This is a genomic window from Streptomyces sp. NBC_01481, assembly GCF_026339995.1.
Lineage (GTDB): Bacteria > Actinomycetota > Actinomycetes > Streptomycetales > Streptomycetaceae > Streptomyces.
On the sequence record NZ_JAPEPT010000003.1, the window covers coordinates 316099 to 338185 of the forward strand.

Annotated in this window: 18 protein-coding genes and 2 pseudogenes; 13 read left to right on the forward strand and 7 right to left on the reverse strand. The window is 70.9% G+C overall.

Annotated elements, in window-relative coordinates:
* Positions 1-13: 13 nt before the first annotated feature.
* Entirely contained in the window at positions 14-214 is a 201-nt protein-coding gene (locus OOK40_RS35285) for a hypothetical protein (protein WP_323136074.1), read from the reverse strand.
* 88 nt (positions 215-302) lie between these two features.
* Here OOK40_RS35285 and OOK40_RS35290 point away from each other — a divergent pair.
* A pseudogene (locus tag OOK40_RS35290) lies at positions 303-392 on the forward strand (RNHCP domain-containing protein); the annotation flags it as partial.
* A 21-nt stretch (positions 393-413) separates the two neighbouring features.
* Here OOK40_RS35290 and OOK40_RS17980 read toward each other — a convergent pair.
* Positions 414-2792, reverse strand: a complete 2379-nt coding sequence (locus OOK40_RS17980; RefSeq protein WP_266482511.1) for a serine protease — start codon at positions 2790-2792, stop codon at positions 414-416.
* Positions 2793-2809: 17 nt separating this feature from the next.
* Positions 2810-3220 (reverse strand): CU044_2847 family protein, encoded by a 411-nt coding sequence (locus OOK40_RS17985; RefSeq protein ID WP_266482514.1) that lies wholly within the window; start codon positions 3218-3220, stop codon positions 2810-2812.
* Positions 3221-3289: 69 nt separating this feature from the next.
* Between OOK40_RS17985 and OOK40_RS17990 the strand changes: the two genes are divergently transcribed.
* Positions 3290-5626, forward strand: coding sequence for a hypothetical protein (locus OOK40_RS17990; RefSeq protein WP_266482517.1), 2337 nt, complete (start codon positions 3290-3292; stop codon positions 5624-5626).
* On the opposite strand, the gene OOK40_RS17995 is transcribed toward OOK40_RS17990, so the two are convergent.
* Positions 5610-6323: a class I SAM-dependent methyltransferase gene (locus OOK40_RS17995; RefSeq protein WP_266482519.1), complete on the reverse strand. Its 714-nt coding sequence runs from the start codon at positions 6321-6323 to the stop codon at positions 5610-5612. The genes OOK40_RS17990 and OOK40_RS17995 overlap by 17 nt on opposite strands.
* A 103-nt stretch (positions 6324-6426) precedes the next feature.
* On the opposite strand from OOK40_RS17995, the gene OOK40_RS18000 reads away from it, so the two are divergent.
* The 6 genes and pseudogenes from OOK40_RS18000 (at position 6427) to OOK40_RS18025 (ending at position 10934) form a co-directional block, all read left to right on the forward strand.
* Positions 6427-7812 (forward strand): histidinol-phosphate transaminase, encoded by a 1386-nt coding sequence (locus OOK40_RS18000; RefSeq protein WP_266482522.1) that lies wholly within the window; start codon positions 6427-6429, stop codon positions 7810-7812.
* 178 nt (positions 7813-7990) lie between these two features.
* Entirely contained in the window at positions 7991-9274 is a 1284-nt protein-coding gene (locus OOK40_RS18005; RefSeq protein WP_266482524.1) for an ATP-binding protein, read from the forward strand.
* Positions 9275-9374: 100 nt separating this feature from the next.
* Positions 9375-9914, forward strand: a complete 540-nt coding sequence (locus OOK40_RS18010) for a DM13 domain-containing protein (protein WP_266482526.1) — start codon at positions 9375-9377, stop codon at positions 9912-9914.
* Between the two features lie 171 nt (positions 9915-10085).
* Positions 10086-10353 (forward strand): annotated as a pseudogene (locus OOK40_RS18015) (hypothetical protein); the annotation flags it as partial.
* The gene (locus tag OOK40_RS18020) at positions 10323-10652 is read left to right on the forward strand and encodes a hypothetical protein (protein WP_266484523.1); all 330 of its coding nucleotides are present in this window, start codon (positions 10323-10325) and stop codon (positions 10650-10652) included. The pseudogene OOK40_RS18015 and the gene OOK40_RS18020, both read left to right, overlap by 31 nt.
* Positions 10653-10700: 48 nt before the next feature.
* Positions 10701-10934: a DUF6296 family protein gene (locus tag OOK40_RS18025; RefSeq protein ID WP_142213014.1), complete on the forward strand. Its 234-nt coding sequence runs from the start codon at positions 10701-10703 to the stop codon at positions 10932-10934.
* A gap of 25 nt (positions 10935-10959) precedes the next feature.
* On the opposite strand, the gene OOK40_RS18030 is transcribed toward OOK40_RS18025, so the two are convergent.
* Positions 10960-11775: a VOC family protein gene (locus OOK40_RS18030; RefSeq protein ID WP_266482529.1), complete on the reverse strand. Its 816-nt coding sequence runs from the start codon at positions 11773-11775 to the stop codon at positions 10960-10962.
* A 179-nt stretch (positions 11776-11954) separates the two neighbouring features.
* On the opposite strand from OOK40_RS18030, the gene OOK40_RS18035 reads away from it, so the two are divergent.
* A complete protein-coding gene (locus OOK40_RS18035; RefSeq protein WP_266484396.1) occupies positions 11955-12584 on the forward strand; it encodes an RNA polymerase sigma factor in 630 nt (209 codons plus the stop codon).
* Positions 12544-13311 (forward strand): hypothetical protein, encoded by a 768-nt coding sequence (locus OOK40_RS18040; protein WP_266482532.1) that lies wholly within the window; start codon positions 12544-12546, stop codon positions 13309-13311. The genes OOK40_RS18035 and OOK40_RS18040 overlap by 41 nt, the downstream gene beginning before the upstream one ends.
* Before the next feature lie 73 nt (positions 13312-13384).
* On the opposite strand, the gene OOK40_RS18045 is transcribed toward OOK40_RS18040, so the two are convergent.
* On the reverse strand, positions 13385-16078 hold the full coding sequence (locus OOK40_RS18045; RefSeq protein WP_266482534.1) for an FG-GAP-like repeat-containing protein: 2694 nt from the start codon (positions 16076-16078) through the stop codon (positions 13385-13387).
* Between the two features lie 370 nt (positions 16079-16448).
* On the opposite strand from OOK40_RS18045, the gene OOK40_RS18050 reads away from it, so the two are divergent.
* Both OOK40_RS18050 and OOK40_RS18055 read left to right on the forward strand, forming a co-directional pair.
* Entirely contained in the window at positions 16449-17519 is a 1071-nt protein-coding gene (locus OOK40_RS18050) for a class I SAM-dependent methyltransferase (protein WP_266482536.1), read from the forward strand.
* A gap of 131 nt (positions 17520-17650) precedes the next feature.
* A complete protein-coding gene (locus OOK40_RS18055) occupies positions 17651-19813 on the forward strand; it encodes a SpoIIE family protein phosphatase (RefSeq protein WP_266482544.1) in 2163 nt (720 codons plus the stop codon).
* A gap of 6 nt (positions 19814-19819) precedes the next feature.
* On the opposite strand, the gene OOK40_RS18060 is transcribed toward OOK40_RS18055, so the two are convergent.
* A complete protein-coding gene (locus OOK40_RS18060) occupies positions 19820-20491 on the reverse strand; it encodes a TetR/AcrR family transcriptional regulator (RefSeq protein WP_266482546.1) in 672 nt (223 codons plus the stop codon).
* A 63-nt stretch (positions 20492-20554) separates the two neighbouring features.
* Between OOK40_RS18060 and OOK40_RS18065 the strand changes: the two genes are divergently transcribed.
* Positions 20555-22081 (forward strand): monooxygenase, encoded by a 1527-nt coding sequence (locus OOK40_RS18065; RefSeq protein WP_266482547.1) that lies wholly within the window; start codon positions 20555-20557, stop codon positions 22079-22081.
* Positions 22082-22087: the final 6 nt, after the last annotated feature.

Below are 22087 nucleotides of genomic sequence, written 5' to 3' on the forward strand. Positions count from 1 at the left end.
AGGTACGGGGACGTCAGCCCCTGCCTGCTCCCACACCGCCCGGGGACCGGCCGTGCAGCCCCCGGTCCCGGACGGCCGCGGAAGACGCCCCCGCGCCGACGGCGATGAGCGTCAGGACCGGGCACAGTGCGTAGACCCAGCCGAACAGGGCCAGTTGGACCGGGTATCCGGCGTCGGAGGCCAGGTTCTCCTGGATGTGGGTGAGGTGGGGCACCGCGCGGGAAACGGTGGCGAGGGTCCATGCCGCGAGCGTGATCCGGCTCAGCAGCCGCTGCCGGGCAGGGCCGTGGGCCAGCACGGCGGGCGACGACAACGCCCTGCCGCTGACCCGGCTGGCGGTGCGCCCCCTGGCGCAGCCGCCGTTCCCGCTGGAGCGGCTCACCGCTCTGTGAGGCAGGACGGATCCCGGACTCTCACTGCCCGGGATCCCTCAACTCCAGCCCCTTGTGCCGGAGTTGGGCAACGGGAGCGGCGGCGACCCTCGCCGCCGCCCACTCCGGCCATCCCGGAGCCGTCGGCAGATCCGGCGAGCGCAGAGGCGGCGGCACGCCCGGCTTCGCCTTGCGGGCCCAGCGCTCCAGCACACGCACGGCCGCCCGCGCCAGCGGAGGCGGCACCGGTGCCGCCTCCGCCGCCAGCTTGGTGATCATCACCGCCGCCTGATGGCGACGGCGCGCGGACCAGGCGCCGAGCTCGTCGGCGATCAGACCGGGAGCGGTCGTCAGCAGATGGGCCGCGCGGAAGAGCGCGTACGACTCCTTGTCACGCTTCATGCAGTCCTCGGCGACCTGCCGTACCGCCCTGCTGTCCAGGGGCGTCGTGCTCGCCCACCGGCATGCGGCGAAGTAGTCGACGAGCAGCTCATGGCTGAAGGGCTGGTCCTCTGGGGCATCGGACGCGACCAGCCCCGTCGCGTACAGAAATATCTGGACGTCCTCGATCCAGGGCCTGCTCCCCGACTGCACCCGCAGCTCCGAGGGCACTTGATGGAGAAGTTCTTCCAGGCTCGGCCGCAGCGCGAGCAGCGGATCACGCAGCTCGCCCGCATGAGCCGCGAGCACCCGGCGGAGCTCCTTTCGGGAGAGGGGAGCGGCGCCGGCTCCCTGCTGCTCGGCACCGGTCAGGAGGATCTCCGTCAGCCGTTCCAAGAGCTTGAACCGGCCGCCCTCCAGTCCGTCGGCACCACTCGTCACATACACCGCGCACAGGACGACGCAGAACAACGGCCGCATCGCCAGCTCCGAGAGGCCGAGGCGTTCGAGCTCGCCGAGGAAGATGTCGACGGTGGCGGTGTCGGCGCCGAAGGTGGCGAGGTAATTCTCGGCCAGTTGACGCCGCACCTGCCCACTGAGCCGGCACAGCCGCAGAGTCTCCAGACTCGGCAGCTCGATGTCGTCACCGTCCCGGAACGGGTCGCGGCTGGCCACCACAAGCGTGAACTGCGGGGCATTGGCGAAAGCGGCGAGCGCACCCTGCACCTGTTTCCGGCGCCCCCGGTCCACCTCGTCCACACCGTCGATCAGTACGAGCCACTTCCTGGCCGGGAAGGGCGGCTCCTCGAAGGCCGCCGGCTGGGGCAGCACCTGTTGGAACCGTATGTCGCCCGACCGCTTGGCGGCGGCATCGCTCAGGTCCCAGCTCACGGCACGCGACAGCCAGCGATGGGGATCCCAGGACTCGGTGCCGATTCCGTCGGCCAGAAGGGGTGCCGGGGCATACACAGGCACATAGTCGCCGACCGTGCCGGCGAGCCATTCCTGTGCCGAGTCGCGGGCAACCGCGCGCAACAGAGTCGACTTTCCGGTGCCGGCCTCGCCGACGATGTGTGCACCGGGCAGCAGCGCGGCCGCGTCCAGCGGCCGGCAGTCGGCACCACCATTCTTCTCCGCGTCGTGCCCCGGCTTGGCGCGGACAGGCACCCGGAAGCCGGCCGTCGACAGCGGTGGGCCGCCGGACTCTCCGGACCCGCCGCGTAGCACCCTCTGCAGGACGTCCACATAGCCGTGGCGCGCGGTGGCCTCGCGCAACAGGGTGAGATAGCCCGTCAGATCCGGCCCGGTCCACTTCCAGTTGCCCTCCCGCAGCTGCCCGTCATTGAGCAGCCCGACCCAGTCGTCGAGCGGGCCGTAGCCGATCCGCTGCTCCTGACCCAGCAGCGGAAAGGTGTCCCAGACGACATGAGCCGGCACCAGACGGGACTCGTGGTCCGCCGTGGGGACCGTTCTGCGCTGTTTGGCGCGTACGACTCCGATGACACAGCCGGACTTCTCGTCGATCACCGGCGAGCCGCTGGCCCCTGCCCACAGCTCGGATCCGCCCACCTTGAGGAGCTTGGCCCCGCTCTTGTGCCAGGAGCCGCCGACGATCTCCAGGGTGAAGCTGTCGCCTCCGGAGTAGTCATGGCCCGGGTGCCCGTGCGCGTACAGCTTCTGGCCGCCGGGCGGGAGGCCGGAGCCGCGGGACAGCGCGACGCACGGCTGGTCCCGCGGCGGGCCGCCGGACACCCGAAGCAGCGCCAGATCGGGACCCCGCCCGCCGTCGAACGGCCTCACGTCGATGTCGTCCACGGAGAAGTCGAGGGAGCCCTGCTCCGTGCCCCGGCGCCAGACCCCTTCCACGTGCTCCGCGGCCCTGTCGCCCGGCAGTACGACATGGGCGCAGGTCAGGATGAGCCCGGGGCCGACGAAGAAGCCGGTGCCGTGCTCCTTCGCACCCTGCCGGGAGCTGTGCAGAGCCACGGTCGTGCCGTTGAGCGTCGACTTGAGGCGCTCCCACGCCTGTGCCGGGTCCATCGCGCCGCCCGGCGCGCTCAGTTGCCGCCGCCGGAGCCGCCCGTGCCGCCCGTGCCGACGGACCCGTCCGGCTGCTGTGCCGTCCAGTCCCACTCCATCGTGACCGTCAGGTTCGCGTCCACCGATCCCTTGGTGATGAGAGCGACAAGACCGCTGGTCTCGACACCGACCTGGCAGCCGAACTCCACAGTGAGACGATGGGGTTTGGCCCGGCGCAGCGCGCCCGTGACACCTTGGGCGAAGGTGCCGAGCGCCTCGGTGACTTCGTCGAGATTGAAGGACAGAAGGCCGATCTCCTCCTCCAGAGGCTCGCCCTCACCGTCCTCGGGCCCGGCCCCCGCCCTCTCCGGCGCGACATTGACCGCCTGCAGCATCAGCCGTGTCCCGTCCGGGAGTTCGACTGCTGTCAGGACTTCCTCACCGGCCATCAGGTCCCCCTACCCGCGTTCCGTCCCTGTGCGGCAGAGTAGCGGGCACAGAGTGTCCAAGGGGGGACAGTGAGTGAAGCTTGGGGCGCGATCCGTCCGGCTGCGGCCGACGAGCCCATGACCCTTGAGCTGATTGTCCCCGGTACGCAGCCGGCCGACCCGCAGTATCTGCTCGGGGACCCCCGGATGATCCAGATCGGGGGCGACCGCAGGACCCGGCTGCACCGGCGCGCGGACGATGTCGACGGCGAGCAGCGCCCCGACGAGTACCGAGGCCGCCCCATCCCGGAGACGTACACCTGGGGGTCGCGGGTGGGGGAGGGCCGGATGCGTGGGCTGTGGCTGTTCCTGGGGCCCTTTCTGCTGATGAATCTGGCTTCCTGGATGCTGCCCCAGGCCGACGGCACCGCAGGGCGCGGTCGGTCGCACGTCGCCCGAAGCTACGCCGTGATGATGCGGCTGCTCGCGGCTGCCCTCACCGTTCAGCTCGTCGCGTACCTCGCCGAGATGAGCATGGATCTGATGGTGTGGCAGTGCGCGGCGGCCAGCCGGTCCTGCGTGGAGGAGAACACCTGGCTGCTCTTCCTCAGTCCGGCGAACGGCAGTTGGTGGGCGCGGCCGGGTCCGTCGCTGGCACTCGGTGCGCTCCTTCCGCTGTTCGTCGTCGTCCTGATGGCGCGGCTGGGTCAGCGCACATGGGCGCGGACCGAGGCGCTGCGGCCGGCGCTCTCGGGCCTCCGACCGGAATACGACGAAGGACCCTTCGGCCCCGCCCTTTCCCGGCCGGGGTTCTGGTACGGCCGCAGGCAGGTCCTGCGGCTGCGGTCCGCGCACACCACGCTGGCGATCTCCACCTTGTCCCTGCTGCTCCTGGCTGCGCTGGCCGGGCCCGGCCGGAAGCACGGCAGCGCTCTGTTCACCGGCTTCGAGTGGGCTCTCATCGGCCTGGTGCTGCTGGCCGCCACCGTCGCCGTCTCGGAGGTTGTCCGAGCGGGCCGCAGCGAGCGCTACCTCGCCTCAGGACGCAGCCGGATCGCGGCGTACTCCCCGAGACTCTCGCTGTGTCTGCTCGTGCTCACGTTCGTCGACGCTTTCCTTGCGCGGCCGGGCTGGGTCGCCACCGGCCGGCTCCCGGGCATCGAAGCGCTGCTCGCCGGACTCCTCGTGGGCGAGATGACTCTGGCCGCGGGGCTCTTCGCCTGCTGTGTGCCGCTCGCGGCGAGGCGCGTTTACGGCAGGGTCGCGCTGCGCGGCCTCGGCGGACCGGTCGTGGCGCTGCTCGCATGCTGGCTGGCCACCATCTTCTCGGCGGTCCTTGTCCTCGTGGTCGCGGACATCCTGGAAGGAGGCCGTACACCAGGATGGGGCTCCATCGCGGGGCCGCTGCCGCTCATCGAGGTCGCGGCGTGGGGCCCGGTGCTGCTGGTGCTGCTTGCCGTCGTTTTCGCCGTGGCCGTCAGCGTCCATCACGCACGAAGGGTCCGTCATCTGCGCTTCGTCGTGGAGCACGACTATCAGGGCGAAGCGCCTGATCTGCTGCGCAGCGACGAAATCGCCCGCGCCCACAGCTCGGCTGCCCTCACCGAGACCGTTCCGGTGCTGCTGGCCGCGTCCGGCGGCATGGCGGCTCTGCACTTCGGTCAGATCGCGATCGGCGCAACGGACGCCTTCGCCTACAGCCGCCGTTTCGTGGATGCGCTGGCCGGGCTCGGTACCTGGCTGGGCCCACTGCTCTATGCCCTGGTGTTCCTGGCCGGGTGGGCGGCGTACGCATGGCCCGCCTCCCGTCGCTCGGTCGGACTGCTGTGGGACATCAGTACGTTCTGGCCGCGCGCCGCACACCCCTTCGCTCCGCCCTGTCTGGCGGAGCGAGCCGTGCCCGATCTGCAGTGGCGCATGCTGACCTGGCTGCGCAGCACCGGGGGACGCCTGCTGCTCTCCGGCCACGGGCAGGGCTCGGTCCTCGCGGCGGCGGCCGCGTTTCAACTGGCGCCGGAGTACCGCCGTCGTATCTCACTTCTGACGTACGGATCACCGCTGGCGCGGATCTACGGACGCTATTTCCCCGCCTACTTCGGTCCGTCTCAACTGCGCATGATGGAAGGGGAGTTAGCGATCTGGCGGAATCTGTGGCGGCGTACCGACCCGATCGGGGGGCCGATCGCCATCGACACGGAGCTCAGTGCGGTGGACAGCAGCCCCTTGCGCGACCCGCTCGCCTTCGGCCGCACCCCCAAGCATCCGCTGTACGCGCCCATCCTCGGCCATGACGACTACCAGGCGGACCCCGTTTTCGCCGCGGACCGGGCCCTGCTGCTCGCCCGGCTCGGGCCACGCATGCCTCTCCGCGCCCGCGCGACTGACCGTCCCGCGAGCCGTGGGCCGGGGCTCAGCCCAGGCGGGTAGCCAGCACCAGCCGGCACCGCGGGCTGCCGTCCTTCAGGCGCCCCAGCTCTTCGAGCGGCCGCAGCTCCACCATGAACCCCGCCCGTCCCAGTTCGGACATGACGTCGGAGAGCCGGAAGGTGCGGTAGTACATGACGAACGTCGGCCGCCACAGCAGGTTGCGTACGCGCATCGCCGCGTCGAAGGCCCACAGCGCCCAGTACAGGCGTGATCCGACCCGGGCCGGAGCCGGGAGCGGGAAGACGAATCTGCCGCCGGGACGCAGCGACCGGCGAATCTGCGCGAAGAGCGCCGGGCGCTCACTCGGCAGGAAATGGCCGAAGGCTCCGAAGCTCACCGCCAGGTCGAAGGCCTCGGTGAAGGGGAGCGCGAGCGCGTCCGCCTGTACCCACGTGGCCCAGGGGTACGTGGCCTTCGCCTCGGCCAGCATGCCCGCGCTGAAGTCGACCCCCGTGACCTCGTCCTCGCACAGCTCTCGCAGCACCCGCACTCCCGCGCCCGTACCGCAGCAGACGTCGAGCCCCGACCCGAACGGCCCGAGCGGGCGGATCGCTCGTACCACCGGATCGAGGATCCGGTCGGGGGTACGGAACGGCGTCTCGTCGAATTTCGGGGCGAGCAGGTCATAGCCGTGCTCGATCGACGAGAGCGCCTGTACGGCGAGCTCTCGGAACGTGGGGCCCGACGGTGTGAACATCACGGTCCACAGTAGTCGTTGAACATCACCCCAGGCCCATCCGTATTCCGGGAGGGTCCCTGCGCATCCGTACGGGCCATTGGCAGGCAGGGGAGGCAGATCCATGGCCGGCGGCAACGTCACGGCACTCTTCCGCGCGTCCACCGCGCACAGCCCTTCGTACTTCACCTTGAACAGGGCAGGCGGTGGACAGGCGGGAGAGATCACAGACTTCTGCATCCCGTGCAATCCGTACTTCCCCACCCCCGAGATGTTCGACATGCTCGGCAGCCGACTGCGCGAGATCCTCACCTACTATCCGAGCTCGGCCGACACCATCACCGCCGAGCTGTGCCAGGTACTCGGCCTCAATCCGCAGACCGTCGCCATGGGCAACGGATCCACCGAACTGATCACCTGGATCGACCACTTGCTGGTCCGCGAGTCGCTGGCCGTGCCCGTGCCCACCTTCGGGCGGTGGACCGACCAGCCGATGGAGTCCGGCAAGCGCGTCGACATGCTCCTGCTGCCCGAGGCGCACGGGTTCGGCCTGGACACGGCGTCCTTCGTGCAGTTCATCCGGAGCCGCGGCTCGCGGGCGGCGGTCATCTGCAACCCCAACAACCCCGACGGCGGCTTTCTGCCCAAGCAGCGGGTCATCGCGCTCCTCGACGAGCTCCAGGATCTGGATCTGGTCGTCGTCGACGAGTCCTTCCTGGAGTTCGCGGACGCCGAGCCCGAGCCGAGCGTCGCCTCGGAGGCCGTGCTGCGGACGAACGTGATCGTGCTGCGCAGCCTGGGCAAGAACTTCGGTCTGCACGGCGTGCGCTTCGGCTATCTCGTCTCGAATCCCACCCTCGCCGGGAAGGTGCGCTCCGCCCTGCCGAAGTGGAACCTCAACTCCTTTGCCGAGACTGTGGTGTTCATGCTCAAGGAGCACCGTCAGGAGTACGCCGACAGCCTTCAGCAGGCCCGCCGCGACCGGCAGGAGATGACCTGGCGGCTCTCCCAGCTGCCGGGTATGACCGTCTACCCCTCGCAGGGCAACTTCCTGTACGTACGCCTTCCCGAGGGCGTGGACGGCTCGGTCCTGCGGGACCGGCTGCTCGCCGAGCACGGCGTGCTGGTGCGCGAGTGCAGCAACAAGGTCGGCAGTTCGAGCCGGTTCCTGCGGCTGGTGGTGAGACCGCAGGAGGATGTGCTGCGGCTCATGCAGGCGATGGAACAGGTGCTGTACGGGCGGCGCATCCAGGCTCCGGAGCCGCCTCCGCAGCCCATGGCCCCGATGCTGTCCCAGGTGCCCTCGGCGCAGCCGCTGCCTCCGGAACAGGGCCAGGTGCAGGCGGCGGTGCCGATGCTGGCGCTGGCGCAGGAGCCGGTCTCGGCGCGCGGGCTCGTCCCGGCCCGTGCGCAGCGCGCCGTCCCGGTGGCCGCAGAGCAGCCCCAGCCGATGGCACCCGGCTACAGCTCGGGCACGGCGGCGGTCGACCGTCTGATCGCGGGGGCGTGAGTTCCCGCTCGCGTCTGCGGCGAGCAGTCCAGGGCCGCCCACGGCACGGGCCGGAGAGGCAGATCTGGCTACCGACCAAACGTCGGACTTGCCGCGCCGGGTTGTTCACGATGGAGCAGGACCCGCCGCACGGCCGCCCCTAGCCTCACCGGAACGGCACGAACGAGGGGCGGTACCGGTGAACTGGCTCATCCACGACTACCGAGAGTGCGATCTCGCGGCAGTTGTCCACCTGATCGACACCACGGCCGAACTCGGCCAGGAGTCGGTCTTCTCGCTCGCCGAGTGCATCGGCGCGCTCACCTCCCGCCAGCCCGCCGTCGTCGCCGTCCACCAGGGCGTCCCCATCGGCGCGGCGCTCGCCACCGTGTCCGGTGAGCGGGCCTGGGTGATGCGTATCGCCATCTCCTCCGCGTGGCGCGGCCGGGGCCTGGCCAGCGCCCTCCTGGTGGAACTGGAGCGCCGGCTACTCGCCGCCCGGGTGGGCCGTATCGCCTATGTGCTGCCCGAGGAGGAACTGCTCGGCGAGGGGCTGCTCAACGCGGGGTACACCCGGCAGCCCGCCGTGGCCTACTTCGAAAAGGTCGAGCCGCTCCACGGCCCGGCCGCCGGCCTCCTGGACGACCTCGGCGGACGCTTCCTGCCCAACGGCCTGTGGGCCGAGGTCGCGGGCATGGAGGCGGAGAAGGACCTCATCGAGCGGCGCGTCGTGCTGCCCCTCGCGGAGCCCGAGCGGGCCGCCAGGCACGGGGTCCGGCCGCCGCGGGCCATCGCGCTGTTCGGCCCGCCCGGCACCGGCAAAACGACCTTCGCCCGGGGCATCGCCTCCAAGCTCGGCTGGCCCTTCGTCGAGCTGCTCCCCTCCCGGCTCGCCGACGAGGGCAATCTGGCGGCCGCCCTGCGCAGTGCCTTCGCCCGGATCGCCGAGCTGGAGCGCGTCCTCGTCTTCATCGACGAGGTCGAGGAGATCGCCCCGGTGCGCACCGAGCCCGCGCAGAGCGGCGGGATGCACGGAGTGACCAACGAACTGCTCAAGCTCATCCCCGGCTTCCGGGAGAGGGACGAGCGGCTGCTGGTCTGTGCCACCAACTCCATCCGCTCGCTCGACCCGGCGTTCCTGCGGCCCGGCAGGTTCGACTATCTGATCCCGATCGGCACCCCCGACACGGCCGCGCGTGCGGCCATCTGGTCCCGCTACACCGACGGCCGGCCCGATGCGGATGTGCCGGTCCTCGTGGCCGCCAGCGAACTGTTCACCCCCGCCGACATCGAGCACGCGGCCCGGATCGCCGCCCAGACCGCTTTCGAGCGGGACCTGGAGACGATCGGTACGGGCGAGCGCAGGGCGCCCGGCGCGGACACCGAGGACTATCTGACGGCCATCGCCCAGTGCCGCCCGACCGTGACGCCCGCGATGATCGAGGAGTTCGGCGCGGACATCACCGCGCACGCCCGCTTCTGACGTAAGACTTCCGTCATCCCCCCGGCCGCCCGTCACGGAGCGAAGTCCCGTTGAATGGACAGGCCAGGGCACAGCGCCCGGCGGATATCGGGAGGACGTCGTGGGACGCGTGCGGTTGTGGCTGAAGAGGCCTGTGGTCATCTCGGTGCTGGTCGTCGGTGCGCTGGGGCTGAGCCTGGGGGTCTACTGGTTCCAGCCGTGGAAGCTGTTTGTCGACGAGACGGTACGGGACGCACTCCCCGCCGCCGCGACTCCTGCGGCCGGGGAGCCGGCCGCCGCCGACCCGCGGATCCTCGCGTCCGGCTCGCTCATCAGCCACGAGCACGACACCTCGGGCTCGGCCCGGATCGTCGAGCTGCCCGACGGCTCCCGCATTCTGCGGCTGGAAAACCTGGACACCAGCAACGGTCCTGATCTGCGGGTGTTGCTCACGGACGCCCCCGTGAAGCAGGGCACGGCGGGCTGGCGGGTCTTCGACGACGGCAAGCACGTCAGCCTCGGCAAGCTCAAGGGCAACAAGGGCGACCAGAACTACGCCCTGCCCCGGGACCTCGATCTGACCGGATACACCAGCGTCAGCATCTGGTGCGACCGCTTCGACGTCTCCTTCGGCGCCGCCGAGCTTGCCCCGCGCGCATAGTCCTGCGTTCCCAACTTTCCTGCCGGACAGCGCAGTTGTTCGGGTACCTCCGAGGTTGCCCGAGCCTTCGGGGCGGAGAGGAATGGGACTCCTGCGGTGCAGGGCGGGGGAAGACGAATCGCGGTCAGGGTGATTCGTCGTCTGTAACGGGAGTGCCGCGCTCGGCCTGCCGTGCACCTGGTACATCCCGCGCACACCACGATGGACTGCGCGCAGTGCGGAGCGAGAACCAAGCACGCACTACCTCTTTTCTGGTCTCAACCCGGCTGGTGCTGATCGTGTAAGAGCTGACGGACCGCCGGTCCACAGCCAACGTGAGCCAGGAATCCCCTCCCCCAGGGAGGCGAGGAGTCAACTACCAGGCACAGTTCCAGGCGGGCGGAGTCCAACAAGCTGGACACCGAGCGGGTGCTGCTCTACCCGGCCGGTCAGTTCGTAACCCAGCCGCAGATCATCGCGCTCAACCGGGACGGGGAAAGCTCGGTGACCATCACCCAAGTGGCAGAACCGATATCGGTGATCGGCATCGGACGCAATGCCGCGCTGTCCAACGGGCAGGCGGCGCCGGATCCGGCCGATCCCGCGGCGGGGCCTCGCGTCCGGGTCACCTGCGCCACGGAAGGACTGCGCAACGAGGTCCTGCAGGGCACCGTCTCGGCCCGCTGCCTCGGCAAGGTCCAGGACTGGAACGCCGAGGACGCGGTACTCGAAGTACAGGCGATGGCGATCTTCCGATAGGCGCCGGGGGCCGGTCTGCGCGACGATGGACGATGTCGGGAGGCACTCATGGATTACCCGGAAACCTACGAGCTGGTGTTTCAGGCGTCCGCCGTGGAGGACGATGCGGTGATCGTCCACCGCACCGCGCAGGCGGGCGCGGGGGGATATCCGATCTACGAGGACGAGACTGGAATCGTGCGCGCGGAGATCAGCGACCGGGGAGAGGTACGCATGCTGGCCAGTGGCGGCCATCAGGTGCTCGGGACGCCCATGACGGTGCGGCCGCTCGGCTCCAAGTGAGGTCCCTGCCGCGACGTGATGGTCCCTACCGCGACGCGCTGGACGCCGGGCGGCTCGTGACGGTGAACAGGGCGCCGTCGGGATCGCGCAGCGTCGCCTCCACCCCGTAGGGGGCCGGGCCCTGCCCGAGGACCGAGCCGCCGTGGAGCAGCGCGGCCTCGACCGTGGCCTGCACATCGCCCACGGGGAAGTGGACGTGCCAGCGAGGCTGGAACAGCGGGTCGGGTGTCGTGCCGACCGCGCCCGAACTGAGCCGGGCGAGCACCTGACCGTGCTGGTGCAGGACCACCTCGCCCTCCTGGTAGTCGACCTGGCAGCAGCCGGAGCGCTCTGAGGCCCAGTCGAGGACCTCCCCGTAGAAGATCGCCGCCTCGAACGCGTCGCGCGTGCGCAGCCGCAGCCAGGCGGGCGCGTTCTTGCGCCAGGCCTGCCAGTTGGAGACCAGCTGCCCCTCCCAGATGCCGAACACGGCGCCGTCCCGGTCCGCTGCCAGGGCGCCGCGGCCCACCGGGAAGCGCAGCGGGCCCACCGCGACGGTTGCGCTGCGCTCCCGGATCCGGGCCGCCGTCTCGTCCACGTCGGCGACGGCGAAATAGGGCGTCCATGTGACGGGGGCCCGCAGGGCGCGGCCGAGGGCGCCGATACCGGCGACGGGCGTGCCCTCGAAATGTGCGATCCGGAATGCGGCACCGAGCCGGGCACGCCGGAAGGTCCAGCCGAGGACCGCACCGTAGAAGGACTGCGCGGCCTGAAGGTCGCGTGCCATCAGGCTGATCCAGCACGGTGCGCCGAAGACCTCATGGCTCGACGTCACGCCGGGGGCCGTGCTCGTTGTCTCCATCACCCTCCATCCTCGCCCGCCGCGGGAGGGCTCGCGAGCCCTGCGGCGGCTCGAACGCATGTGACATTTCCGCGGGGCGCGGCGCAGTCATGTGTAGGGGGCATCAGTACGGGTGTGCCGTGACGCGGGGCGACGAAGAGGAACGAGTGGGCAAGGTGCGGGGCGGTCGCCGTGCGGAGATGTACGACGCGAAGCTCGGTGAGGACGTCGCGCGGGCACAGCAGGGGGACGAGGCGGCCTTCGCGGCCGCCTTCCGGCTTCTGCAGCCTCGCCTGCTCGGCTTTCTGCGCGGTCTGGTCGGGGACGACGCCGAGGACGTCGCGTCCGACGCGTGGCTGGAGATCGCACGTGACCTGGGACGCTTCCGAGGAGACGGGGCAGGCTTCCGTGCCTGGACCGCGAGCATCGCGCGCAACCGTGCCATTGACCATCTGCGTCGGCTCGGGAGCCGCCCGCGCGGCACGCTTCTCGAACAGGATCTGATGGAGCTGCCCGCGAGGCAGGACACGGCCTCGGAGGCCTTCGAAACCATCTCCACCGCGCAGGCTCTCGCGCTGATCGCCACCCTGCCCCGAGGGCAGGCGGAAGCGGTCCTGCTGCAGACCGTCATCGGTCTCGACGGACCCACGACGGCACGGGTGCTGGGCAAGCGGCCCGGCGCGGTACGCGCCGCCACGCACCGCGGTCTGAGACGTCTGGAGAAACATCTGGCGACGCTCGGGCGAAGCCGCGTGACAGATTCGGACTCCCGTGCGCTGGGAGAAAGAGATGACCGAGAACCGATCCAGAGGTGCCATGGACCCCGGTGACGAGCCGCGCACGCCGACGTGGAATCCGACGTGGACTCCGATGCGGGCAGCGGCGCCGACTGTGACGGCGGCTGTGACGCTCGACGATCTGCTTGCTGCGGCTGCGCGCACGGCGCCCGCGGCACCGCAGGCAGAGCAGCGCGCCGTCGCCGCCTTCCGGGCGGCACGAGACGCGGCGATGCCCGCCGTGGCCACCCGGCGCAGGGACGACTGGCGGCCCGCGCCGCCGCGGGCCGGGGCCCGCTGGATCAAGGTGGGCCTGGGCGGCTTCGTGGCCGCGCTGACGCTGGGCGGCGTGGCGATGGCGGCGGGCGCGATCCCGGCACCGTTCGGGGACGCGCCGGGCGGGCCCGGGCCGGTGCCGAGCGCTTCGCCCTCGCGGGGCGGGGGGACCACGGCCCCGCCGCGCCCCTTTGTCCCCGTCCCCCCGAAGGTCGGACCGACCGGACCCACGGGCGACGAGCGACCTCCGACCGCCAAGGACCAGCTGGCGCAGTGCCGTGCGTACGAGGCGCGGCAGGGACGCCCCGGGAGTCCGGACAGCCCGGCCTGGCAGCGACTGGAGGACGCCGCCGGCGGTCCCGACGCCGTCGCCGCGTACTGCGCGGACCTGTTGGCCGAGCCGCCTCTCCCGCAGCCGTCGAAGGAACGCCCGTCCAGGGACGCGAATGTCGACGAGTCCAGCGCGGCTCCCGGGCAGAAGCCCCTCACCTCCCGGACCGACTGACCGGGGGACCACACGAAACGGCCGGGGCCCCAACTCGTGGGACCCCGGCCGCAGTTCGTCGGCGGCAGCCGGACTACGGCGTCAGCACGATGCCGATGCGGGCGCCGCTGGGCGCCCCCAGAGCCGTCGTGCCGTAGTACACGGCGGAGCCGGTGACGATCCCGCTCGTGCTGCTGTTGTCGAGCTGGAGGATCGTGCCGTTGTTCGCGTCCTCACCGTCGGCTCCGACGGCGAGATCCGCCCGGCCGTAGCCCGACAGGTCGGTGAGCGAGACGGCTGAGCCCAGGCGGTCGTTGAGCTCGGTGAAGCCGGGCACCCCGGTGGTGTCCTGGTGGTACGCGACCGAGCCGGTGGCCGTCGGTCCGGTGGAGGAGCCGCGCAGCAGGATGACCTGGCCCGCGTTGCCCTGCGAGACACCGTCGCGGGTGAGGTCCTCGCCCGGCAGGCCGGTGAGGATGTCGTCGTAGCCGTCGAGATTGACATCGCCGACGGAGACGGACGCACCCATGTCGTCACCGCTCTCGCCGGTGTCCGGGACGCCGGTGGTGTTCTGCCCGAAGGTCTTGCGGCCGGTCGAGGTCAGCCCGGTTGACGAGCCGAAGACCGCGGTGACCGCACCGCCGGTGAGGGCGTGGCCCGACTCCGTGGTGATCGGCTGGCCGACGGCGAGGTCGGTGTAGCCGTCGCCGTTCAGGTCGCCAGCGGCGAGCGAACGGCCGCCGCGCGCGTCCAGGATGCCGACGCGGACCAGGCCGGTCGCGGAGCCCTTGAGCCACAGCAGTCGCGAAACCCCGCTCGGGTCACGGAAGTTGATCGCGGCGTCGGCGTAGCCGTCCTTGTTGAAGTCGCCGGTGACCGCTGCGGCGTAGGAGACGGCGGCGGTGTACGCGGTCGTGTTGAGGAAGCCGGCCTTGGTGGGGAGGGCGGACTTGTCCTCGAACACCCACCAGCGGCCCGGCTTGCCCGGGGCGATGGAGAGAATGTCCGCCTTGCCGTCCGCGTTGAAGTCGCCGACGGTGACGGAGGAGCCGAGCTTCTCGCCGGTCAGCCGGTAGGCGGCCGAGGTCAGGTACTGCTTCCCGCTGCCCAGCCCCGGGCCGTATGCGACGGTGACCGAGCCGGTGTCGCCGTGGCCGGAGTCGTCGTCCTCGCCGAGCGCGCCGATGGCGAGGTCGGCGTAGCCGTCGCCGTTGACGTCGCCGTACGCCGACGAGGAGCCGAAGCTGTCGCTGGTCTCGTTCTCGCCGGGGATGCCGGGGGAGGCCTGGGTGAGGGTGCGCCGGGTGGCGGAGACCGGGCCGCTCGTGCCGCCGGGCAGGACGGTCACCGCGCCGCCGTTGGCCGCGATCTTCGGCAGGCCGACGGCCAGGTCCTTGATGCCGTTCCGGTCGAAGTCGGAGGTGGGAATCGCGGAGTTGCGCCCGGCGCCCGCGGCGAAGTCACGGATCGAGGAGAGCTTGGCGTACAGGTTCTTGCCCGGGCAGGCGGTGGCGAAGGCGTCGCGGTGGCCGGAGATCACGTTCATCGTGGCCTGCTGGCCAAGGGTCCACTTGCCGGTGTTGCCCATGGAGGTCAGCGTGACGGTGCCCTTGGGGTTGCCGCCGTACTGGCCGAGCTTCCAGGCGGCGATACGGGCGGCCGACTGCATGGCGGCCGTGGTCGGCCGTCCGGCCGGCTTGCCGGTGGCGGCGTCGCCCTCGAAGTCACCGAGCAGCGCGATGCCGGTGGAGTAGCTGTTGAAGCCGTAGGTGTGCGCGCCCTTGACCGGCAGGTCGACGCCGCCGGCCCGGCCCTCGAAGATCTGGCCGCACTTGTCGACCAGGAAGTTGTAGCCCAGGTCGTTCCAGCCCTCGGACTGGATGTGGTACGTCATGATGCCGCGGACCAGGGCGGCCGATTCGGCGCAGCTGTAGTTGTTCGAGCCGACGGTGTGGTGGATGAAGACCGCCTGCACCTTGTCGATGTACTCGGCGGGGTCGTCGACCAGCGACTCGTCGGCGCCCCAGTGGGCCCGGTCGACGATCGGCGGCCGCTTCACCGTGGACGGCGGCGCGGTCGGTTTGGTGGGCGTCGGACTCGGGGACGAGTTCGGGGACGCGGTGTCGGCCGGCGAGTCCGTCGGGGTCGGCGTGGCCGGGTCCGTGGGCGTCGCGGTGTCCGTCGGTACGGCGCTGTCGGACGGCGATGCCGGATCCGTCGGGGCGGCCGGATCGCTCGGGGAGCCGGAGGGGGTCTCGTCCACCACGAAGGCGGAGTTGTCCATGTCCGTGTCCGTGCCGGCCGGGTTCTCGGCCTCGGCCTTGCTCACACCGGGGTCGACCATGTGCAGCTTCAGGTCCTTGGGCAGTGCCTTGCCCGAGCCGACGCGCACCTGCACGGCGGTGGAAGGCCCGACCCACAGTGGCTCGGACGCGCCGTGGTCGGTGCCCTCGGCACCGTCCGGCCGGTGTGCTTCCAGGTCCACCGCCTGCCAGCCGGACCACTTGCCGTCCTCGGCGCTGCGCGTACGCACCTCTGCCGTGCCGTCGACCTTGGCCGTGGAGCTGTCCCAGCCGATTCCGACGACGGAGAACGGCTCGGTGTCGGTGGCCGGCAGCTCCCGGGCCTTGGCTCCGCCCTTGGTGAGCCCCAGTGTGCGGAGCTTGGCCGGCCGCTCCTGCTGATGCGGATTCTTGGGCGAGTCGGACGGGTTGGCCGTGGCGATCGTGACCACCCCCGCCCCGCCGAGGACAACCGCGCCCAGGGTCAGCCAAGCTCGGCGCTTCATGCTCAGGGGTTTGTACGCGTGCGACCTACGCGGGCTCAAGTGCCCCACCTCTCCGATACGTTCACTTGAGGCGCACCCGTCACTTGGGCGGCCTGGACTACCCAGCGCACCGGGCCGTCAAAACATCACGGCTCCGGGCCGGCATGTGATGCGGATCACTGATCAAGGGGTAGTGGGGCGTCGGGCGGGACGGGCGGGCCTGGTCCGCATCTGACGAAACCGTGATGCCGACCCTTCCCGGCGGCGGGGCGCAGGCCCCCCGCGTAGCATCGGAAACATCGACGACATCCTCGGCCGGTCTGCGGCTCGACGTCTCCTGATCGTTCTTTGAATCGCTCTCCGACCTGCGATGACGAAGGAGCGAGATGCGATGACCACGCAGGCGATGGACCCCGCGAAGCAGGAAGAGTTCGCCGGCCGTGCGGTGCAGATATTCAGCGACTCCTGTCTGGGCTTTCTGTGCAGCCTCGGGCACCGGACCGGACTGTTCGACACCATGGCGGGGCTGCCCCCGTCGACCACTGAGCAGATCGCCCGGGCCGCCGGCCTGAACGAGCGCTATGTGCGGGAGTGGCTCGGCGGGATGACCGTGGGCGGCATCATCGAGTACACCGCCAAGGACGGCGCCTACCGGCTGCCGCCCGAGCACGCGGCCTCACTGGTCCGTGCCTCGGGCCCCGACAACATGGGCTCCTTCATGCAGTACTTGGCGCTTTTTGGCACCGTCGAGGACCAGGTGCTCGAGGCGTTCGAGCGGGGCGGCGGCGTGCCCTACTCCGCGTATCCCCGCTTCCAGGAACTCCAGGCCGAGGAGACGGCGAGGGTGTACGACCGCGACCTGGTCGATGTCGTCGTCCCGCTGGTGTCCGGCCTCCCGGAACGGCTGCGAGAGGGAATCGACGCCCTCGACATCGGCACCGGACAGGGACGCGCGGTCAATCTCCTGGCCAAGGCCTTCCCGGCGAGCCGCTTCCGTGGCGTGGACATCTCGGAGACGGGTATCGCCGCGGCCCGCCGCGAGGCCGAGGAGATGGGCCTGGAGAACGCTCGCTTCGATGTGGCGGACACGGCCGAGCTGACCGGCGAGTACGACCTGATCACCGCCTTCGACGTGATCCACGACCTGGCCCGCCCGGCCCGCACGCTGTCCGCCGTGGCCGGCGCGCTGCGGGACGACGGGGTGTTCCTGATGGTGGACGTGGACGCCTCCAGCAAGCTGGAGGAGAACGTCGACCATCCCCTGGGCCCCGTGCTGTACGCCTTCTCCGTCTTCTACTGCATGACCGTGTCCCTCGCCGAGGGCGGCGCCGGACTGGGCACGGTATGGGGTACGCAGACGGCTCGGCGCATGCTCGCCGAGGCCGGATTCGACGATGTCGAGGTACGCGGGGTGGAGGGCGACATCCTCAACGCGTACTACGTCGCACGCAAGCGGCACTGACCTCACCTGGGGACTGCGTCCCACCACCCCCGGGCGGTGGCTCGGTGCCATGCTGGAGGCAGCACTGGAAGGAGCCATGCGGGCGCCGGTCATGCGCCGAGATCCCGGCCTCTCATGGGTGAGGTAGCGCGATGGACACCTCCGACGGCAGCGCCGGGAATGATCCCCTGGCCGCATCGTTCAATGACCTGGGCACCGAGAGCGGCACGGGGCAGGGATGGGAGATGGACCGGTCGCTCGTGGGTCAGTTTCTCGCCCGTTCACCGGTGGGCATGGCCGTGATGAGCCCGGAACTGCGCTACATCTGGATCAACGACGCCCTGGAACGCCTCGGTGGCGTCCCCCGGGAGGAACGGCTGGGGAAGCGGCTCGGCGACGTACTGCCCAAACTGGACGCCGAGGCGATCGAGGCGACCATGCGCAGGGTCCTGGAGACGGGGAAGCCCGCGGTCGACATCGAGTACCGGGGCCGCACCCAGGCCGATCCGGAGCGCGAGCACGCCTACTCGACCTCCTTCTTCCGGCTCGACGACACGCTGGGCAGGGTGCGGGGCGTCTGCTACATGGTCATCGACGTCACCGACCGCTGGCGTGCCGGGTCGCGGCTCGCCCTGCTGAACGAGGTCGGCGCGCGGACCGGCAAGAGCCTGAACCTCATGCACATCGCGCAGGCGCTGGCGGAGTCCTGCGTCCCCCACCTCGCCGACTTCGTCGCCGTGGATCTGCTGGACCCGGTGCTGCTCGGTGAAGCCCCCCGCCCCGGACCTCTGGCCAGTACGCAGCAACTGCGCCGCGCGGGTCTGTGCTCCGCCATCTCGGACCTGCGGGAGCCGATCGCGGAGACCGGGCAGAGCGTGGTCTTCCCGCCGTCATCACCGGGCGAGCGGTGCCTGCTTGACGGCTCGTCATACCTCCGCCCCGTCCTGGACGACGAGGCGGGTGGGTGGCTCGCCGCCGAGCCGCACCGTGCCGAGGACAACCAGGGCCTTGGCCGGTGTTCCCTGATGCTGGTCAGAGTCGGCGCCCGCGGCAACGCTCTGGGCGTCGCCACCTTCATCCGCCGCGAGAGCCGAGGCCCCTTCGAGCAGGCCGATCTCCTCCTCGCCGAGGATCTTGTCGCGCGAGCGGCCGTCAACATCGACAACGCCCGCCAGTTCACCCGGGAGCACAACACCGCGCTGGCTCTTCAGCGCTTTCTGCTGCCCCAGAGAGTGACGACGCAGAGCTCCCTGGAAGTGGAGTCGCGCTACCTTCCCGCGGAAGCCAGCGACGGGGTGGGCGGCGACTGGTTCGACGTGATCCGGCTGTCCGGGGCGCGGGTGGCCCTGGTCGTCGGTGACGTGGTCGGCCACGGGATCCGCGCCGCCGCCTCCATGGGCAGGCTGCGCACCGCCGTCCGTACGCTGGCCGACCTGGACCTTCCTCCGGAGGAGCTGCTGGCCCACCTGGACGACCAACTGCTCGGTCTCATCGGCGAGGACGTGGCGCACCACGAGAGTCCGGCCTCCGCCGTGCTCGGTGCCACCTGCCTGTACGCCGTCTACGACCCGGCCAGCCGCAGATGCAGCATGGCCCGTGCCGGGCACCCGCCTCCCGCGCTCGTCTCCCCGGACGGTTCGGTGGCCTTCCTCGACCTGCCGCCGGGACCGCCGCTGGGCCTGGGAGGTCTGCCGTTCGAGTCGGCCGATTTCGAGGTGGCGGAGGGGAGCGTCCTCGCCCTCTACACCAACGGGCTGATCGAGGCCCGCGAACGGGACGTGGAGGTCGGGATGTCCCGGCTGGGCACCGCTCTGGCCAGCCCCGGCATGCCCCTGGACGAATTGTGCGCGAGCGTCCTGACCCACATGCTCAACGGCCCTCCCGACGATGACGTCGCGCTTCTTCTCGCCCGTACGCACGCCCTCGGCAGCGATCAGGTGGCCTCCTGGGACCTGCCGTCCGATCCGGCGGTGGTGGCCGAAGCCCGTGCCCGGACCCTGCGCTGCCTCGACGCATGGGGGCTCGGCGAACTGGGCTACACGATGGAACTGATCGTGAGCGAGCTGGTCACCAACGCCATCCGCTACGCGTCGGGGCCCATCCGGCTGCGTCTGATCAGCCAGGACGTACTGATCTGCGAGGTCTTTGACACGAGCAACACCTCCCCGCGGCTGCGCCATGCGCGCACCACCGACGAGGGTGGCCGCGGGCTGTTCCTGGTGGCCCAGCTGGCCAAGCGCTGGGGCACCCGCTACACCGCCGAGGGAAAGATCATCTGGGCCGAGCACGACCCTTCCGAAGCTGCGGTGATGTAGGCCCTGTCACGGCCTGGGCTGTCGCAGCGCCCGCAGGCCGTGGACGAGCAGGCGCAGGCCGAACTCGAACTGAGCCTCGAAGTCCGTGCCGGTCAGCACCGGCAACGTCGCGGCGAGATGCGGGAACCGCTCCGTCGTCACCGCCGCGCGCAGGGCGTCGGGGTCCGCGGGACCCGCGTCCCCGGGCTGGAGCGCGGCCTGCTCCTCCAGCGTGTGGCCGAGCGTGAAGTGCACGACGGCGAGCCCGCCGCGAGCCGCTTCCTCGTCACCGAAGCCCGCCTCGCGCAGGGTCCCGATCAGGGTTTCGGCGTACCCCAGGGTGCTCGGGCCGATGGAGTGCGTGCCGGCGTAGACGCGGGCTCCGTCGCGGTGCCGCAGCAGCGCGTCGCGCAGCGTACGGGCCAGAGCGGTCAGCCGCTCGCTCCAGTCGGCCTCGGCCGCTGATGCGGACGGGGAGGTGCCGGCCAGCATTCGCTCGGCCATCGCGGTGAGCAGGTCCTGCTTGGTCGCGAAGTAGCGGTACAGCGCACCGGCGCGGACGTCCATCGCGTCGGCGAGGCGTCGCATGGTCAGGGCGTCGAGACCGCTGTCGTCCAGCAGTTGCAGCGCCGTTTCGACGGTACGTGTCCGGTCGAGCCGGGCGGGCCGGCCTCTGGCGGGGGTTGACGGAGCACTCATGGGCCTCACTATAGTGAACATCGTTCACGTGAACGCCGTTCACTAAATGCTGAGGAGATCACCATGCACACCGATGTGATCGTCGTGGGCGCCGGCCCGACCGGGCTGATGCTCGCCTGCGAGCTGGCGCTGGCGGGCGTACGGACCCGGGTCGTCGAGCGCCGCGCCGAACCGCAGCGGGACTCCCGGGCGCTGACCCTGCACCCCCGCAGCGTCGAGCTGATGGACCAGCGGGGCATCGCCGCCCGCTTCCTCCCGCTCGGCCGGACCGTGCCCGGCTGGCATTTCGCCGGTCTGGACACCCACTTGGACTTCTCCGCGCTGGACTCCCGGCACGGATACACCCTGTTCCTGGCCCAGGCGCGTACCGAGGCGCTGCTGGAGGAGCGGGCGCGCGAGCTGGGCGTGGAGATCAGCCGCGGGCACGAGAGCGTCGGGCTCGGCCAGGACGCCGACGGTGTCGAGCTGACCGTGCGCCGGCCCGGTGGCGAGGAGACCGTGCGGGCGAGGTACGCGGTCGGGTGCGACGGCGGACGCAGCGTCGTGCGACAAGCCGCGGGCATCGACTTCCCGGGAACGGACGAAACGCTGACCGGGATGCTCGGGGACTTCGCCGTCGTCGACCCCGCCGGTCTCGACCGCGCGCGGGCCGCCGGTGTGCTGGCCGTGCCGCTGGAGCACGGGCTGATCCGCTTGGTCTTCATGGATCCGCAGCGGATACGGACGCCGAGCGCGCAGCAGGTGACGATCGAGGAGTTCCGCTCCTCGCTCGTCCGGATCTGCGGCACGGACTGCGGTGTCGCCGAGCCCCGGTGGCTCTCCCGCTTCGGCAACGCCACCCGGCTCGCGGAGAGTTACCGCTCCGGCCGCGTCCTGCTGGCGGGGGACGCCGCCCACATCCACTTCCCCGCGGCCGGCCAGGGCCTCAACACCGGGCTCCAGGACGCGATGAACCTGGGCTGGAAGCTTGCCGCCGAGATCAACGGCTGGGCGCCGCCCGGACTGCTCGACAGCTACCACGAGGAGCGCCACCCGGTCGGGCGGGCGGTCACCGAGAACACCGAGATCCAGACGCTGCTGTGGGAGCTGACGCTCCTGCCCCAGTACGAGCGTCCGGCGGCGGCCCTGCGCACACTCCTCGACGACCTCCTCGGCATCAAGGAGGTCAACCGCCGCCTGGCCGCGCAGGTGTCCGCACTCGGCACCTGCTACCCGCCCGCCGACGCCCAAGCCGATCCGCTGGTGGGGCGCCGCGTGCCCGACATCGGACTGACCGCTGCCGGTTCGGAGGCGACCCGGGTCTACGAACTGCTTCCCCAGGGCCGGTTCGTCCTGCTGGACCTCAAGGGGGACGCCGGCCCGGGGGAGGACGGAGCCGCCGGGCGGCAATCGCGGGTCACCGCTGTGACGCTCACCAAGCACGACGAGCACGCGGACCTGGACGGGGTGACCGAGGTCCTCGTACGTCCCGACGGACACATCGCCTGGGCCACCCGCGCCACCGACGCGGACACCCGGCGCACCGAACGGGCCGAGGCGCTGGCCGCCTGGGCCGGACCGGCGAGGAACCGAACGGCGCCGACCTCGTAATCACGG

What these genes read in the sequence shown, in the direction of transcription:
- OOK40_RS17980 (WP_266482511.1), bottom strand. Translation starts at nt 2,792, where the DNA reads ATGGACCCGGCACAGGCGTGGGAGCGCCTCAAGTCGACGCTCAACGGC.
- OOK40_RS17985 (WP_266482514.1), bottom strand. Translation starts at nt 3,220, where the DNA reads ATGGCCGGTGAGGAAGTCCTGACAGCAGTCGAACTCCCGGACGGGACA.
- OOK40_RS17995 (WP_266482519.1), bottom strand. Translation starts at nt 6,323, where the DNA reads ATGTTCACACCGTCGGGCCCCACGTTCCGAGAGCTCGCCGTACAGGCG.
- OOK40_RS18000 (WP_266482522.1), top strand. Translation starts at nt 6,427, where the DNA reads ATGGCCGGCGGCAACGTCACGGCACTCTTCCGCGCGTCCACCGCGCAC.
- OOK40_RS18025 (WP_142213014.1), top strand. Translation starts at nt 10,701, where the DNA reads ATGGATTACCCGGAAACCTACGAGCTGGTGTTTCAGGCGTCCGCCGTG.
- OOK40_RS18030 (WP_266482529.1), bottom strand. Translation starts at nt 11,775, where the DNA reads ATGGAGACAACGAGCACGGCCCCCGGCGTGACGTCGAGCCATGAGGTC.
- OOK40_RS18035 (WP_266484396.1), top strand. Translation starts at nt 11,955, where the DNA reads ATGTACGACGCGAAGCTCGGTGAGGACGTCGCGCGGGCACAGCAGGGG.
- OOK40_RS18040 (WP_266482532.1), top strand. Translation starts at nt 12,544, where the DNA reads ATGACCGAGAACCGATCCAGAGGTGCCATGGACCCCGGTGACGAGCCG.
- OOK40_RS18045 (WP_266482534.1), bottom strand. Translation starts at nt 16,078, where the DNA reads ATGAAGCGCCGAGCTTGGCTGACCCTGGGCGCGGTTGTCCTCGGCGGG.
- OOK40_RS18050 (WP_266482536.1), top strand. Translation starts at nt 16,449, where the DNA reads ATGACCACGCAGGCGATGGACCCCGCGAAGCAGGAAGAGTTCGCCGGC.
- OOK40_RS18055 (WP_266482544.1), top strand. Translation starts at nt 17,651, where the DNA reads ATGGACACCTCCGACGGCAGCGCCGGGAATGATCCCCTGGCCGCATCG.
- OOK40_RS18060 (WP_266482546.1), bottom strand. Translation starts at nt 20,491, where the DNA reads ATGAGTGCTCCGTCAACCCCCGCCAGAGGCCGGCCCGCCCGGCTCGAC.
- OOK40_RS18065 (WP_266482547.1), top strand. Translation starts at nt 20,555, where the DNA reads ATGCACACCGATGTGATCGTCGTGGGCGCCGGCCCGACCGGGCTGATG.